This is a genomic window from Candidatus Palauibacter sp. (assembly GCF_965197445.1).
GTDB lineage: Bacteria > Gemmatimonadota > Gemmatimonadetes > Palauibacterales > Palauibacteraceae > Palauibacter.
The window spans coordinates 950,909-966,409 of record NZ_CBDANE010000005.1; the positions used below are offsets into that span (position 1 = coordinate 950,909).

The following is a 15,501-nucleotide window of genomic DNA, read 5'->3' on the forward strand; positions in this document are numbered from 1 at the left end:
CCCGCAGTGGGAGCGGAACGTACCGCGTCCGGGAGGCGCCATGGCTCGCAGCCGACTCCGTCCATCCTTCATCCTCGTGGCGATCGCGGTATTCGTCCTCGGCTATCTCTTCGTGGAGGTGGCCAACGACCCCATGGACTCTACGGTGGGGAGTCCCGGGACGCACGAAGATCTCGTCGAACTGTTTGACGCATGGCGCGATTTCGAGCGACCGGAGTTCGTGGACGGCGTGCCCGACTACTCGGCCGACGCCATGGCACGCCAGCAACGGGAACTGCCGCAGTGGCAGATGCGGCTGCGCGGTCTCGCCCCGGCGGACTGGCCGGTCGCGGAACAGATCGACTGGCACCTCGCGCGCGCCGAGATGAACGGGCTCGACTTCGACCACCGCGTGCGTCGTCCGTGGGCCCGCGACCCGGCCTTCTACGTGACGATCTTCGCGGCAGAGAGCGACGTGCCCGCGCACGAGGGCCCCGTCATCCACGGCTGGATCGATCTGTGGACGTACGACTATCCGCTGTCGGAGGCCGACGCTGCGGAACTCGCCGGGAGCGTCGGCGCCATCCCGGCATTGCTGGAGCAGGCGCGGGAGAACCTCGCGGACTCCAACGCCCGCGATCTCTGGCTAGGCGGGGTCCGGGCTTTCCGGGGGCAGGTGAGAGATCTGGACAACTTCGCGGCCCGGGTCGCGGGCACCAGTGCCGATCTTGATCAGGCCATCGCCGACGCGCGCGCCGCCTCGGAGGCTTTCGTCGCGTGGCTGGAGGATGAGGCGCCCTCCCGAACGGGCCCCTCCGGGGTGGGGAGGGAGAACTACACCTGGTACATGCGCAACGTCCATCTCGTCCCGTATTCCTGGGAAGAGCAGGTGACGATCATGCGCCGGGAACTGGCCCGCGCCCATGCTTCCATGCGGCTGGAGGAGAACCGCAACCGCGAGCTTCCGGAACTTGAACGCATCGCTTCGGCGGAGGAGTTCGACCGGCGCCTGAACCAGTCGGTCGACCGCTACATGCGATTCCTCGAACAGGAGGAGGTCCAGACGACGGCGGAGTGGATGGATCCGGCCGTACGGGCGGTGAACGGAAGCTTCACCCCGGCGGAGCCCGGTGAGATTCGGAACTTCTTCTCGGAGGTCAACTACCGCGACCCGGATTCCTTCCGGCCGCACATGCACCACTGGATCGAACTCGCCCGCATGCGCGTGGACCCGCACCCGAGCCCGATCCGGGCCACGCCCTCGCTCTACAACATCTTCGACTCGCGCTCCGAAGGGCTCGCCACCGGTGTCGAGGAGATGTTCATGCATCTGGGTCTGCTCGAGGGGTCGCCCCGCTCGCGTGAACTCACCTGGATCATGCTGGCCCAAAGAGCCGCGCGTGCGCTCAGCGGTCTCTACCTGCACGGAGACGTGGTCGACATGGAGGAGGCGGTGGCCCACGCGATGAAATGGACGCCGCGGGGCTGGCTCCCCGATGGCGACCTCGTGCGAGGCGAGCAGAGCCTCTACCTGCGGCAGCCGGGCTACGGCACCAGCTACGTGACCGGCAAGGTGCAGATCGAGGAGCTGCTGGCGGAGTATGCCATCGAGGAAGGCGAGGACTACAGCGTGAAGCGTTTCTTCGACGCCTTCCAGGAGGCGGGCGTCATCCCCATCGTCCTCACGCGCTGGGAGATGACGGGCCAGAAGGACGCCATCCTGGAGGCGAGCTGACGCGTGCGGGCCGGGCCAGCCACGGCATGAGCGCGACCTGGGTTCAGACGTCGCGGCGGCTCCTCCCGCGGCTCGCGAGGCTGACCCGCGAGATCCGGCCCACCTTCCATCTCGGTTCGGTGAGCGAGTTGAGCCCCGGGGATCTCCAGGAGTTGGGGGTCGAAGCCGTGCTCTGGGACGTGGACGGGACGCTGATGGCGCACCACGCCGACCGGGTCGATCCGGCGCTGACGTCGGCGTTCGAGGCCCTGCTCGCCGCGCCGGGGCTGCGGCACGCGATCGTCTCCAACTGCCAGGAGGAACGCTTCGCCGAATTGGGCCGCATCTTCCCCGGCATGCCGGTCGTGCTCGGCTACGAGACGGAGGCGGGGGCGGCGTTCCGAGTCCGTCGCGGTGCCGTGGAGGAATGGCGCGGGCCGGGAGCCTCGGGCCGACGAGCGCTGCGGCCGATTCGGAAGCCGAGTCTCCGTCTCGTGCGGGCCGCGCTTGACGTCCTCGACTTCGCGGATCGCCCGGAGGCCGCACTCATGGTCGGAGACCAGTACTTCACGGACATCGCGTCGGCCAGCCTGGCGGGGATCCGCTCCGTGAAGGTCACGACCCTGCACCGGGCGAGCTTCCCGTCTCCGGTGCGGGTGTCGCAGCGGCTCGAGGGGCTGCTGTACCGGCTGAAGTACGGCCTTCCCGGGCGCGGGCTCGCTTGAGCGATCCGACCCTCGCCGCGCTCGAGTGCGAGGTCACGGCGTGTCGGAAGTGTCCGCGGCTCGTCGAATGGCGTGAACGGGTGGCGCGGGAACGCCGGGCCGCCTTCCGCAACGAGACGTACTGGGGGCGTCCCGTGCCGGGCTTCGGGGACCCCGCCGCGCGGCTCCTCATCGTAGGGCTCGCCCCGGCCGCGCACGGCGCCAACCGAACGGGGCGCATGTTCACCGGCGACCGGTCGGGCGACTGGCTCTACCGGGCCCTGCACCGAGCCGGGTTCGCCTCGCAGCCCGACTCGACCGGACGCGACGACGGGCTGGTACTCCGGGCCGCCTGGGTGACCGCCGCCGTGCGCTGCGCCCCACCCGGCAACAAGCCGACCGCCGGGGAGCGCGAACGGTGTAGGGGCTACCTGGAGCGCGAGCTGGATTTCTTCGCCGACGCCCCTGTCATCGTCGCGCTCGGTGGATTCTCCTTCTCCGCGCTACTGAGGATCTTCCGCGAGCGGGGCGAAGCGGTGCCGCGCCCCGCGCCGCGCTTCGCCCACGGCGTGGAAGTCGAGATCGGGACCCGCCTGATGATCGGCTCCTACCACCCGAGCCAACAGAACACCTTCACGGGCACGCTCACCGAGCCCATGTTCGACGCCGTCTGGGTCCGCGCCGCCAAGTTGGCGCGGTGACCGGCGCGGATCCTGCTCCCGAGGTCCACGGATCGGGGGACCACGCGGAGCCGCGTGGCACTTGGACGGAACGGCCCGCTCAACTGCGGTCCCAGCTGCTCATCAGTCCCACGACCTCCTCCCGTCCGGGCAATTCGTTTCCGCGCTCCAGGAAGGGGCGCACATCGGCGGCCAGCTGGTCCCAGGGCATCGTCTCGAGGCGGCGGGCCACCGCGGCTCGCCAGGTGACGGACGTGAGCGCGGGCGCGTCCGGGTCACCCTGACCCAGCGCCGCGTTGAGGAGCACGAGATTGGGCGATGGCCAACTCGGATCGCTGAGATACCATGCGAGGTCGTAGACATCCCGCCCCTTGAAGAAGGGCCGTTGCAGGACCGCGTGAAGCTTCCCCGCGAGGAGCGAAGCGCGATCGTGGTGCCACAACCGCAACGTCACATGCCGGCGTACGAGGCGGGTCGCGGCTGCGGCCCCCGCGGGAGGGTTCGAGTCCACGTCGATCTTGATGGTGATGACCTCGTGCGCGTGCGGAGAGAGTCCGTTCTCGTGCAGGAGGCCGGGGAACCGCAGCGAGGCGGTGTGGACGGTCCCGCGGTCACGGATCGCCGTCTTCACGTCATACGCCTCGCGCTGAAACTGGCGGCCGACCGAGTTCAGCCATGCCCGGAGATCGTAGCGGACGCGGTCGCCCTCGAGCGCGAAGTCGAGGTCTTCGGAGTAGCGCGGCAGCCCGTAAAGAAAGCGCAGCGCGGTCCCGCCCTGAAACGCGAGCGTGACGAAAGCCCCGGCGCGCTGCAGTCCCTCCAGAATCCGGGCCTGCAGATACTCGCGCAGGATGTTGCGGCCGCGGAGAGGGTCGACGTCGCGGACGAGGCTTCGCAGGTGGTCCCTCACAGTTCCTCCCAGGCCAGCGCCGGATCGTCGGCCAGCGAGCGAACGTAGCGGGCGGCACGCATCAGCTTCCGGCTGCCCGTGGCGGCCGCTGCCTCTTCCAGGATCGCGTCACCAAGCGCGTGCGCGTCGAGCCGGAGCCCGTCAATCCACGCCGGGTCGTCACCCCTCGGCTGCAGATGCACCAGATCCAGAAACGCCTTGGCCGGGGTCGCCACGAACGCCGTCTGTTCGCCGCCCATTTCAGCGAGCCGGTAGCCCCACCGCATCGCCGGTTTCAGGTAGCGGAAGGAGTAGCGGCCGAGCGGGGTCGACCGGATGTGCGGCCGCCCGGGGCCACAACTCGTGACCTCGGCCACGAACTCCGGAATCATCCCCGCGAAGGCGAGGGCCGACAGGCCGCTCACGTAGGACCCGGGCACGAGACGATTGGCGACCAGAAACGGGTGCGGGATCGTCTTCCGGTACGGCGGGGCGAGGGCGTACGCTCCACGCCGAAGCTGCAGGATGCGTCCCGCCCGGCGCCAGCGGCCGAGCTGTCCGTACAGGCTCGGTTCACGGTCGGCGCCCGCCATGAGAAGGCCCGTCTCGAAGACCGGTTCGTCTCCCACGATCCAGAGAAGTTCCGCAAATGTCATGCTCATAACTTTATGTTTCTGCTTAGTTATCGCAATGAATCGGCCAAGTCGGCGCCGCCTCCGAGCGGCTGCGACCCGGGCCCTTGCACGGAGTGGCGGCTGCCTGCGCATGTTGGGGGGTCGCGGAAAATCTTCGCCGCCGGCCGGGCGCCGCCGGGGAGGCCGCCGCAGATCAGGAGAATCGAGACATGAGGAACGCCACCCGGGGAGTCGGATCCGTCCTCGCCTTCACCCTCTTCGCCGTCGTCGCCTCGGCCCCCCCGGGCGCGGCCGCCCAGGACAAACCGACGCTCGGGGCGGACGACTACGACCAGTGGGAGAGTCTGGGCTCGGCGACGCTTTCGCCGGACGGACTCTGGCTCGCGGTCGTGGTCCGGCGCGTGGATGAGAGTTCGGAGCTTCGGGTTCACCGCACGGACTCGGACTCGGTCGTGATCGTCCCGGAGGGATCGCGCCCCGAGTTCGGAGCGGATGGAGGCTGGCTGGCTTACGCCATCGGTGTGTCTCCCGACGAGCGCGACGACCTCGAGGAGAAGGGAGATCCGGTCCGCAACGGAGTGGGACTTCTCGACCTCCGGACAGGTGACCGGGAAGAGATCGAGGCGGTGCAGTCGTTCTCCTTCTCCGACGACGGCCGACATGTCGCGCTCCGCCGCTACGGAGCACCCGACAGCGAGAGCGACGGCACAGACGTGATCGTGCGGCAGCTGGCCGGGGGCGGCTCCATGAGCTTCGGCAACGTCTCCGCGCTCGCGTGGCAGGAGGGCGGGAACCTGCTGGCCATGCTTGTCGACGCGTCCGATCGGGTGGGGAACGGGGTGCGGCTGTACGACGCCGAATCAGGCCGTATCCGGTCGCTCGACGCGGACGAGGCGACGTACCGGGAGCTGTCGTGGCGCGAGGACGCCCCGGACCTCGCCGTCCTCAAGACGTACGAGGACGAGGCGCACGAAGACACGGCGCATGTGGCCTTGGCGTGGCGCGATCTGGACACGGATTCCCCCCGCGCGTTCCGCCTCGATCCTCGCGAGTCGTCCGACCTGCCCGCGGGCACCCGCATCGTCGAGCACCGCGCGCCCACCTGGTCGGACGACGGCTCCACCCTCTTCCTCGGCGTCAAGGAACGGGTTCCCGTCGAGGTTGCCGCCGGTGATTCGGAAGAAGAAGAAGAAGGAGACGCGGCGAGCGGAGATGACGGCGAAGACGGAGGCGACGAGGAGAGCCCCGGCGTCGAGATCTGGCACTCGCTCGACGTCGATCCGGTGCCGCAGCAGCGGGTCCGCGAGGACCAGCTTCGCCGCGAACACGACATCGGCGCGTGGCATCCGGGCGAGGGCGAGTTCCTCTTCCTGGGCGGTGATCACGCCGACCGGACGGAGATCGCCGGGGGCGGGCGTCACGTGCTGGCCCGCGACGAGACCCCCTACGACATGGACGCCATGTTCCGCCAGCAGTTCCACGATGTCTACGCCGTCGACGCGAGGACCGGCGGCCGGGAACTCGTCCGGGAACGGGTGACGATCGACATGGGCGCCAGCCCCGGCGGGCGTTACGCAGTGTGGTTCGAGGGGGCGGACTACTGGACGCACGACCTGACCACCGGAGAGACGCGCAATGTGACCACCGGACTCGGGGGCACGTTCGTGGATCTCGACCGGACGCCTACCCGCGAGCAGATGGGCCCGTTCGGCATCGCCGGCTGGCTGGAGGACGACGCGGCCCTCCTCGTCAACGACCGCTTCGACGTGTGGGAAGTGAGTCCGGACGGTGCGGGAGGCCGACGGCTCACGGCCGGAGCGGAGGGCGAGGTGCGGCACCGGGTGGTCACCCTCGACCCCGACGCCGACGCGTTCGACCCGGACGAGCCCCTCTATTATTCCACCTACGGGGAGTGGACGAAGCAGGCCGGGTTCTCTCTCTCGCCGCGGGGTGAAATGCCGGAGCCGCTGATCTGGGCGGATGCGAGTTTCTCCCGAGGGCTGCTCAAGGCCGAAGACGCGGATGTCTACGCCTTCCGTCAGGAGCAGTTCGACAACTCCCCCGACTACTACGTCGCCGGACCTCGGCTGGACGAAGCGCGGCAGGTCACCCGCACCAATCCGTTCCAGGACGACCACGCCTGGGGCACGACGCAACTCATCGAATACGAGAACGAATGGGGACGCCGCCTGCAGGGGTCGCTCGTCTATCCCGCGAACTACGATCCGGACGAGACGTATCCCATGATCGTCTATCACTATGAACTACTTTCACAGACGCTGCACCAGTACCAGGTACCCGACCCCACGCGGTACTACAATGTCCAGATCTGGAGCCAGGAAGGCTATTTCGTCCTCATGCCGGACATCGTCTATCGTGACCGGCGGCCCGGACAGTCCAACGTGGAGACACTGCGGCCGGCCGTCGCCGCCGCGGTTGAGACGGGGATGATCGATCCCGAGCGGGTGGGCCTGATCGGCCACTCGTGGGGCGGGTACCAGACTACTTTCTTCGTGACCCAGGACGATCTCTTCGCCGGCGCGGTGGCCGGGGCCCCGCTCACGAACCTCATGAGCATGTATCTGTCCTTCTACTGGAACAGCGGCGGGACGGACGCGCGGATCTTCGAGATCAGCCAGGGCCGCATGCAGGTCCCGTGGTGGGAAGACTGGGACTCCTACCACGCCAATTCCCCGCTCCACCATATCGAGAATCTGAATACGCCGCTTCTGATCGAGTTCGGGACGGAGGACGGGGCGGTCGAGTTCAACCAGGGCGTCGAGTTCTACAACGCCGCGCGCCGCGCCGGGAAGCAGATGGTGATGCTGGTCTATGAGGGCGAGAACCACGGACTGGCGAAGGAACCGAACCAGCGCGACTATCAGAGCCGCATCCTGCAGTGGTTCGCCCACTATCTGAAGGGCGAGCCGGCGCCGGAGTGGATCACAAGCGGCGTCCCCTATCTGGAGCAGAAGGACGGTCTCAAGAAGAAGAAGAAGGTGAGCTGACCATGACTTTCCACCCCATGCGGGCTCCGGCCCTTCTCTTCGCGGTCTCGTTCCGCGCGGTGGTGTCGCTGGCGGCGCTACAACTCGCACTCCTCGCGGCCCCTCCCCACGCGGAGGCCCAGTCTTCGGGGCGAATCGCGGCGGGGTTCACCTGGCGGTCCATCGGCCCGGCGATCTCGGGCGGGCGCATCGCGGACGTGGAGATCGTGCCCGGGACGCAGTCGCACATCTACGTGGGGGCGGCCTCGGGCGGCGTGTGGAAGACCGTCAATCACGGGACGACATGGGAGCCCGTCTTCGACGACGCGGCGAACCTCTCGATCGGCGACATCGCACTCGCTCCATCGGACCCGCTGGAGATCTGGGTCGGAACGGGCGAGGCGAACAACCGCAACAGTTCGCCGTGGGGGCAGGGCGTGTATCACTCGTCGGACGGCGGCAAGACGTGGCGGCTCACCGGGCTCGAGGAGACCCGCCACATTGGCCGGATCGTCGTCCACCCCACGAACCCGGACATCGTGTGGGTCGCAGCGCTGGGGCACCTCTTCGGCCCCAACCCCGAGCGCGGCGTGTACCGGACCGCGGACCGCGGCGAGACGTGGGAGAAGGTCCTCCACATCGACGACGACACCGGTTTCGTGGACCTCGCGCTCAACCCGGCGGACCCGTCGATGCTCTACGCGGCCGCGTACCAGAGGCGGCGGCGCGCGTGGGGGTTCGCGGGCAGTGGGCCGGGGAGCGGGATCTACAAGTCGACGGACGGCGGCGACTCGTGGGCGGAGGTGAGCGAGGGGTTGCCCGAGGGGGACAAGGGGCGGATCGGGTTCGCCGTCTCGCGGCGGGATCCCGCCCTCGTCATGGCCGTGGTGGAGGCCGAGGAGGGCGGCATCTTCACCTCCCGCGACTACGGCGAGACGTGGGCGCGGGTGAACGAACTGAACCAGCGTCCGATGTACTACAGCCAGCTACGCATCGACCCCAACGACGAGGAACGGGTCTGGCTCGTGGCGGGGAGCCTGCACCGCTCCGAGGACGGCGGCGACAGCTTCGAAGCCCTCCCCATGGAGATCGAATACAACACCGGCGTCCACGTGGATCACCACGACCTGTGGATCGACCCCGAGGATTCCCGCCACATGATTCTGGGGAACGACGGCGGGCTCTATTCGACGTGGGACGACGGGGACAACTGGACCTTCATCGGGAATATCCCCATCGCCCAGTTCTACGACATCGATCTGGATCTGGCGGACCCGTACTACGTCTATGGCGGGCTGCAGGACAACAACTCCTACCGGGGTCCGAGCCGCACGCGCCGCTATCAGGGGATCATGAACCGTGACTGGCAGGTCCTCGACTATGGCGACGGGATGTACGCGGAGACGGACTGGGGGGACTTGAGGACCGTGTACGTGACGTCGCAGAACGCGGGGATCGTGCGGGTGAACCTGGCGACGGGCGACCGCAAGGCGCTCAAGCCGTTCCCGCCGGACACGACGGTCCAGTACCGCTTCGACTGGAAGTCGCCGATCCTGGTGTCGCCGCACGACGCGGCGCGGGTGTACCTGGGCGGGAACCGGCTCTTCATCTCGGACGACCGCGGGGAGAGCTGGCGCGTGACCGAGGACCTAACGCGGCAGCTGCATCAGGACAGTCTGGAGATCATGGGGGCTCGGCCGGACTCGACTACGCTCTCCAAGCACGACGGGGCGTCGGGGTACGGGGAGATCACGGCGGTGGCGGAGTCGCCGGTCGAGGCGGGGGTACTGTGGGTCGGCGCGGACGACGGCTCGGTGCGGCTGAGCCGGGACGACGGGGCGAGCTGGGCGGACCTGACCGACCGGGTGGCCGCGGCGGCGGGGCTCCCGTTCCCGTACTACGCGAGCTGGGTCGAGGCCTCGCATGCGGAGGCGGGCCGCGCCTACGTGAGCCTGGACGGCCACTGGGACAACGACTACGGCCCGCACGTGGTGGTGACGGAGGACTACGGCGCCACGTGGCGCTCGCTCGCGGAGGGGCTGAACGGTGCGGCAGCGGTGACGGCCACCGATCGGCCGACGGGCGGCGGGATGGCGAGCGTGAACGTGATCCGCGAGCATCCCGACAACCCGGATCTGCTTCTCGTCGGGGCGGAGAACGGCGCCTTCGCCTCGCTGGACCAGGGGGCGACATGGGCCCCGCTCGGCTCAGGGCTGCCGGCGGTCCCGGTCGACGACATCGAGCTCCATCCTCGCGAGAACGACGTCGTCCTCGGCACGCACGGCCGCGCCATCTGGAGCCTCGACGACATCTCGCCGCTCTCGCAGGGTTCGGCGGCGGCCGGAGACGCCGTGCAGCTGTTCGCCCCGCGCCCGGCGACCCTCTTCCTGTACCGAAACGACGTGCCTTCGATGGGCCAGGGGTCCTTCCGCGCGGCGAACCCCGCGTTCGGCGCCAACCTCGACTACCGCCTGGCGGAGTCGAGCGCTGGCGGCGTCTCAATCGAAGTGCTGGATGGTGCTGGTCAAGATGTCCGCACGCTCGACGGCCCGGGTGCCTCCGGCCTCAACCGGGTAACGTGGGACCTGCGGCACGATCCGCTGCCGCACGACACCACGGAGTATGCAGTGCCCAACCTGGACGCGGGCCCCGAGGGTCCGTTCGTCCTGTCGGGGACATTCACGGTGCGCCTGACCGTGGGAGGCGAGACGCGCGAGCAGTCGTTGGAGGTACGTCCCGATCCCGAATTGCCGATATCCGCGCAGGAGAGACTGGCCCGCTACGAGTTCACCATGGCCCTCTTCGACCTGCAGAGGACGGCCTATGAGCGGGGTATCACGGCCTACGGCCTGGAGCGCCGAGCTTCCGAGTCGCTCGAGGCGCTGGAGGGCGCCGAGGACGTGGCTGCCGAGGATCTCGAACGCGCGCGCGAACTCGTGGCCGAGATCGAGGGAGTCGCCGACGAGTGGCGCTCGATCAACGGCGACATCCGCAGCTGGTGGACTGGCCTGCGCGGCAAGTTCGACGGAGGCCCTTCCACTACCGGCTCGCTGACGGGCCCGTCCGACGACCAGCGGCGAAGGCTGCAGCAAATCCGCGCCGAGGCCGAGGCCGCGTCCGCCCGGCTGGACGCCGCGCTGGCGGAAACAGCACCGGAACTCGACGCGCTACTCGAGGCGGGGGAGACTACGGCCTACGGAGAGGGCTAAACAGCACCTTCCGCGCCCTTTCCTCGAACCCGTTCGCCACAACTGAACGCGGTCCGGCTAGCAGGGTAAACCGTTCAGATGGCGCAGCGACCGCTGGTCTCGTGCCCGTTCTCCGCTGCGTGTGCCCCGAACGCCAGGGAGAAGAGGATGGACAACAAGCCGGAGAAAGAGATACAGACCCGCGGGTCGCTTCCGGAGCCCGCGCTGCGCCTGTTGACATGGCTGGCCCTGCTGGGAGCCACGACTCCGGCGGTGCTCGAGGCACAGGCCTGCCTCGGATTCAGCGGCAATGGGTTCTTGAGCGCCTCGGGAGCCGTGTGGCGCGAATCGTCCGATGACACGCGGGGAATCGGGGGAGCCGTCGGGCTCGATCTGGGTCCGGTGGCCGCGACGGGTCGCTACCTGAAGTTCTCCGGCGCGGATGAGTTCGACCAGGAGTTCGACTTCGCGGATTCGCGGGCGAACTTCGCCTTGAAGCTACCGATCCCCCTCCTGTCGGTGTGCCCGGTCGTCACCGTAGGTACCGGAGGCGTCCTGTCGAGAAACTTCTCCGACCTCCCCTACAAGAGCGAAACCGTATACGGAGGCGGCGTGGCCGTGGGGCAGCGCTTCAGTGCACCGGGCTCCGGCCTCGCGATCATCCCTTCGCTGATCGTGAGCGTCGAAAACTATGCGGTTGATCGGCTCTACGACGACATCGTAGAAGGGGGCAGGGAAGTCAGCGCTGTGATCCGGGGCGGCATCACGGTCGAGATCGGCAGGATCCTCGTTCGGCCGTACGCCGGGCTTACGACCGCCGACGACAGCTACCTGCTGGCAGGAGCCCTCATCGGCATCAGCTTCTGAGCCCCGCGACCGTGCTGTTTCGCGACCGGTGGCGGGGGTAGCTTCCGCGCCATGAGCGATTCGAGTCCCGGCGGTCCCGAGAGGCGGTCCCGCGACCTGCGCGAGGCGCTTCGACACCACTCGTATCTCTACTACGTCCGCAATGAGCCCGAGATCTCGGACGAGCGGTTCGACGAGCTGTTCCGCGAACTCAGGGCGCTGGAGGAGGCGCACCCGGAACTCGTCGCCCCCGACTCGCCGACCCAGCGCGTGGGGGCCGAGCCGCTCGACGCGTTCGAGACGATCGAGCACGCCGCGCCCATGCTGAGCCTCGATTCGTCGGCCGATCTCGAGCCGCTCCAGCGCTTCGACGAGCGCATGCGGAAGGCGCTGGGGGACGACGTGACCTACGTCGTCGAACCCAAGCTGGATGGCGCCTCGATCGAACTCGTGTACGAGGGTGGCAGGCTGTCGCGGGCGGTCACGCGGGGGGATGGGGTCCGCGGCGAGGGCGTGACCGAGAACGCCCGCACGATCCAGTCGGTGCCGCTCCGGCTTCGGGAAGCGGACCGCACGATGCCGGGGTTCCTGGCGCTGCGGGCCGAAGTCATCATGAGGGTGGGGGCGTTCGAGGCCCTGAACGCCCGGCTGCTGGAGAGCGATCGCCCTCCGTTCGCGAACCCGCGCAACGCGGCGGCCGGCTCGCTGCGGCAGCTCGACCCGCAGACCACGGCCGCCCGCCCGCTCGACATCTACGTCTACGACATCCTCGCGATCGACGGCCGTCCGCCGCCCACGCAATGGGAGACGCTCGAGGCGCTCCGCGATTGGGGGCTGCCCGTCAACGACCGCTCCCGGCCCGCAGCCGGAGTCGGCGACATTCTCGCCTTCCATGCGGAGCTTGAAGAGGACCGCGACGACCTCGAGTACGAGATCGACGGGATCGTCATCAAACTCGACGATGTGGCCGACCGCGACGAACTCGGCGAGACGTCGCACCACCCCCGCTGGGCGTTCGCCCTCAAGTTCCCGCCTCGCAAGGAGGTGACGCGGCTCGACCGCATCGTCCCCAGCGTGGGGCGGACCGGCGTTGTGACGCCGATCGCCTTCATGCGGCCGGTGGAGCTGGGCGGCGTGACCGTGAGCCGGGCGAACCTGCACAACCGGGAGGAGGTCGCCCGCAAGGACATCCGGGAGGGTGACCGTGTGCGGGTGCAGCGCGCCGGCGACGTGATCCCTCAGGTGGTGGAGCGGATCGAGGAGCCGGGGCGGGACCGGGCCGAACCCTGGGTGATGCCGCCCGAGTGTCCGTCCTGCCGGACCGGGCTGGAGCCGCGCGGCCCGTACACCTTCTGCCCCAACCTGTTCGCCTGTCCCGCGCAGCTGGCGGGCCGCATCCAGCACCTCGGCTCCCGCCACGCGCTCGACATCGAGGGCCTCGGAGAGGAGACCGCGAACCTCCTCGTCCGGCAGGGCGTGATCAAACGCGTGCCCCAGCTGTTCGAACTGCAGGCGGAGACGCTGGTGATGCTGGAGGGTTTCGCGGAGAAGTCCGCCACTAACCTGGTCAAGGCGATCGGCGACGTTCGCGGCACGGAACTCGCGCGCTTCATCTACGGTCTCGGAATCCCGGAGGTTGGGGTGACGGTGGCGCGGGAACTCGCGTCGCACTTCCCGTCGTTCGAGGCGTTCCGGGCCGCGGACGACGAGACGCTCCAGACCGTGGACGGGATCGGACCCAAGATGGCGGAACAGATCACGGCCTTCCTTGCACGCCCGAGGGTATCGGCGATCGTTGACGAACTCCGCGGATTCATCGACCCGGTGCCTCCGCCCCGGAGCGGGGACGCCCTCGCCGGCCTCCGCATCGTCCTCACCGGGGGTCTCGAATCGATGAGCCGCGCCGAGGCCGGAAAACGGCTGGAGGCTCAGGGTGCGAAGGTCGCGTCCTCCCTGAGCAAGCAGACGAGCTACGTCGTTGCGGGCGAGAACCCGGGCCGCAAGCTCGAGCGCGCCCAGACTCTCGGCGTCGAGATTCTCGACGAAGCGGGCCTCCTCGAACTCCTGCGCGGCGGCCGACCGGCCGAGTCCGAACAGTCCGACGAATCCTGATGGAGAACATCGAGATCGTCCGCACCCTCGACGAGGTGGCCGACCTCCTGGAGATCCAGCAGGCGAATCCCTTCCGGGTTCGGGCCTACCGAAACGCGGTACGCACCATCAACGCGCACGCGACCCCCATGCGGAAGCTGATCGAACAGGGCGCCGACCTGACCGAGCTGCCGTCGATCGGAAAGGGGATGGCCGACAACGTCCGGGAACTCGTGGAGAGCGGGCGACTCGGCGTTCTGGATCAATTGCGCGAGGAAATCCCGGAAGGCCTGGTGGATCTCATGCGCCTCCCGGGCGTCGGACCCAAGAAGGCGCGCAAGCTGTGGGACGAGTTGGGCGTGGAGTCGATTGAGGATCTGGAGGAGGTCGCGAGCGAGGGTCGCGTCGCCGAACTCCCCGGCTTCGGCATCAAGACGCAGGATCGGATCCTCCGCGGCATTCGCAACTATCGGGCCAACACGGCCCGTTTCCGCCTGGGTGAGGTGGACAAGCTGCTGCCACCGCTCATCGAGCACCTTCAGGCGACCGCCGGTATCACCCGGCTGCAGGTCGCCGGGAGCTATCGCCGCCGCAAGGAGACGGTGGGCGACATCGACGTGCTCGTACTGGCCGACGACGCGCGTGCCGCGTCGGACGCCCTCGTTGGATTCTCCGGCGTGGAGAGCGTGATCGGGGCCGGCGGGACCAAGACCTCGGTCCGGCTCCGCAGCGGCCTGCAGGTCGACCTGCGCGTCGTGCCGCCGGAGAGCTGGGGCGCCGCGCTCGTCTATTATACGGGCTCGAAGGAGCACAACATCAGGCTCCGGCGCCGGGCGCTCGAACGGAAGCTGCGCGTGTCCGAGTACGGTGTGTTCGGGATCCCGGACGAGTCGGTCGGCGACCGGCTGGGGGAGCGCGGCGTCGCCTCGGAGGGTGAGATGGTCGCCGGGGAGACCGAGGAAGAAGTGTACCGGGCCCTGGATCTCGACTGGCTTCCCCCCGAGATCCGCACCGACCGGGGGGAGTTCACCGCCTCCGACGCCGGGACGTTACCTCGGCTCGTCGAGCGGTCGGATCTGCGCGGGGACGTGCACATGCACAGCACGTGGTCCGACGGCCGCGTCCCGCTTGAAGAGATGGTCGCCGCCTGCGTCGGGCGCGGGTACGAGTATATGGCGATCACGGACCATTCCAAGGCGCTCGCGATGGTCGAGGGGCTGGACGCCGCCAAGCTCCGCCGCCAGTGGGAGGAGATCCAGCAGGTGCAGGCCGCGCACCCCGAGATCCGGATTCTCAGGGGGATGGAAGTGGACATCCTCAGGGACGGTTCGCTGGATCTCGAGGACGAGATGCTGGAGGGGCTGGATGTCGTGATCATCTCGGTTCACTCCTTCTTTGGACTCGACCGCGCCGAGCAGACGGCCCGCGTGCTGAAGGCTCTGTCCCACCCACGCGCGATGATCTTCGGCCACCCGACTGGGCGGATCCTCAATCGAAGAGGGCCGATCGACGTCGACATCGACGAGATCCTGCAGGCCTGCGCGGAGTTCCGGGTGGCGGTGGAGGTCAACTCGCATCCGAACCGCCTGGACCTCAAGGACACTCACCTGTGGCGTGCCCGCGAGTTGGGCGTGCCGGTTGTCGTGACCACCGACGCTCACCGCCCGGACGAACTCGACCTCGCGCGCTACGGAATCGAACAGGCGCGCCGTGCGTGGCTCACCCCCGACCACGTCCTGAACACGCGCGGCGTCGACGACTTCCTCGCGGGCCTCGGCTAAGCCCGGC

The 15,501-nt window shown here is 68.6% G+C and carries 10 protein-coding genes; 8 read left to right on the forward strand and 2 right to left on the reverse strand.

Annotated elements, in window-relative coordinates:
- The first annotated feature begins 40 nt into the window (after nt 1–40).
- The 3 genes from ACN9M6_RS11495 to ACN9M6_RS11505 are packed head-to-tail and all read left to right on the forward strand — an operon-like array spanning nt 41 to nt 3,098.
- On the forward strand, nt 41–1,714 hold the full coding sequence (locus tag ACN9M6_RS11495) for a DUF885 family protein (RefSeq protein WP_419163041.1): 1,674 nt from the start codon (nt 41–43) through the stop codon (nt 1,712–1,714).
- A 26-nt stretch (nt 1,715–1,740) separates the two neighbouring features.
- A complete protein-coding gene (locus tag ACN9M6_RS11500; protein WP_419163042.1) occupies nt 1,741–2,418 on the forward strand; it encodes an HAD hydrolase-like protein in 678 nt (225 codons plus the stop codon).
- Nucleotides 2,415–3,098, forward strand: a complete 684-nt coding sequence (locus ACN9M6_RS11505; RefSeq protein ID WP_419163043.1) for a uracil-DNA glycosylase — start codon at nt 2,415–2,417, stop codon at nt 3,096–3,098. Before ACN9M6_RS11500 ends, ACN9M6_RS11505 begins: the two co-directional genes overlap by 4 nt.
- Before the next feature lie 79 nt (nt 3,099–3,177).
- Here ACN9M6_RS11505 and ACN9M6_RS11510 read toward each other — a convergent pair whose 3' ends face one another.
- A complete protein-coding gene (locus ACN9M6_RS11510; protein ID WP_419163044.1) occupies nt 3,178–3,987 on the reverse strand; it encodes a nucleotidyl transferase AbiEii/AbiGii toxin family protein in 810 nt (269 codons plus the stop codon).
- Nucleotides 3,984–4,628, reverse strand: coding sequence for a type IV toxin-antitoxin system AbiEi family antitoxin domain-containing protein (locus ACN9M6_RS11515; protein WP_419163045.1), 645 nt, complete (start codon nt 4,626–4,628; stop codon nt 3,984–3,986). The genes ACN9M6_RS11510 and ACN9M6_RS11515 overlap by 4 nt, the downstream gene beginning before the upstream one ends.
- Nucleotides 4,629–4,810: 182 nt before the next feature.
- On the opposite strand from ACN9M6_RS11515, the gene ACN9M6_RS11520 reads away from it, so the two are divergent.
- The 5 genes from ACN9M6_RS11520 (at nt 4,811) to polX (ending at nt 15,494) form a co-directional block, all read left to right on the forward strand.
- A complete protein-coding gene (locus ACN9M6_RS11520; protein ID WP_419163046.1) occupies nt 4,811–7,609 on the forward strand; it encodes a prolyl oligopeptidase family serine peptidase in 2,799 nt (932 codons plus the stop codon).
- Nucleotides 7,610–7,611: 2 nt separating this feature from the next.
- Nucleotides 7,612–10,797, forward strand: a complete 3,186-nt coding sequence (locus ACN9M6_RS11525) for a VPS10 domain-containing protein (protein WP_419163047.1) — start codon at nt 7,612–7,614, stop codon at nt 10,795–10,797.
- Nucleotides 10,798–10,944: 147 nt separating this feature from the next.
- A complete protein-coding gene (locus ACN9M6_RS11530) occupies nt 10,945–11,643 on the forward strand; it encodes a hypothetical protein (protein ID WP_419163048.1) in 699 nt (232 codons plus the stop codon).
- Between the two features lie 51 nt (nt 11,644–11,694).
- Nucleotides 11,695–13,734 (forward strand): NAD-dependent DNA ligase LigA, encoded by a 2,040-nt coding sequence (gene ligA / locus ACN9M6_RS11535; protein WP_419163049.1) that lies wholly within the window; start codon nt 11,695–11,697, stop codon nt 13,732–13,734.
- Nucleotides 13,734–15,494, forward strand: coding sequence for a DNA polymerase/3'-5' exonuclease PolX (polX, locus tag ACN9M6_RS11540; RefSeq protein ID WP_419163050.1), 1,761 nt, complete (start codon nt 13,734–13,736; stop codon nt 15,492–15,494). Before ligA ends, polX begins: the two co-directional genes overlap by 1 nt.
- Nucleotides 15,495–15,501: the final 7 nt, after the last annotated feature.

Excerpts from the sequence above, each read along its gene's own strand:
- ACN9M6_RS11495 (WP_419163041.1), top strand. The coding sequence starts at position 41 with ATGGCTCGCAGCCGACTCCGTCCATCCTTCATCCTCGTGGCGATCGCG.
- ACN9M6_RS11500 (WP_419163042.1), top strand. The coding sequence starts at position 1,741 with ATGAGCGCGACCTGGGTTCAGACGTCGCGGCGGCTCCTCCCGCGGCTC.
- ACN9M6_RS11525 (WP_419163047.1), top strand. The coding sequence starts at position 7,612 with ATGACTTTCCACCCCATGCGGGCTCCGGCCCTTCTCTTCGCGGTCTCG.
- ligA (WP_419163049.1), top strand. The coding sequence starts at position 11,695 with ATGAGCGATTCGAGTCCCGGCGGTCCCGAGAGGCGGTCCCGCGACCTG.
- polX (WP_419163050.1), top strand. The coding sequence starts at position 13,734 with ATGGAGAACATCGAGATCGTCCGCACCCTCGACGAGGTGGCCGACCTC.
- ACN9M6_RS11530 (WP_419163048.1), top strand. The coding sequence starts at position 10,945 with ATGGACAACAAGCCGGAGAAAGAGATACAGACCCGCGGGTCGCTTCCG.
- ACN9M6_RS11520 (WP_419163046.1), top strand. The coding sequence starts at position 4,811 with ATGAGGAACGCCACCCGGGGAGTCGGATCCGTCCTCGCCTTCACCCTC.
- ACN9M6_RS11515 (WP_419163045.1), bottom strand. The coding sequence starts at position 4,628 with ATGAGCATGACATTTGCGGAACTTCTCTGGATCGTGGGAGACGAACCG.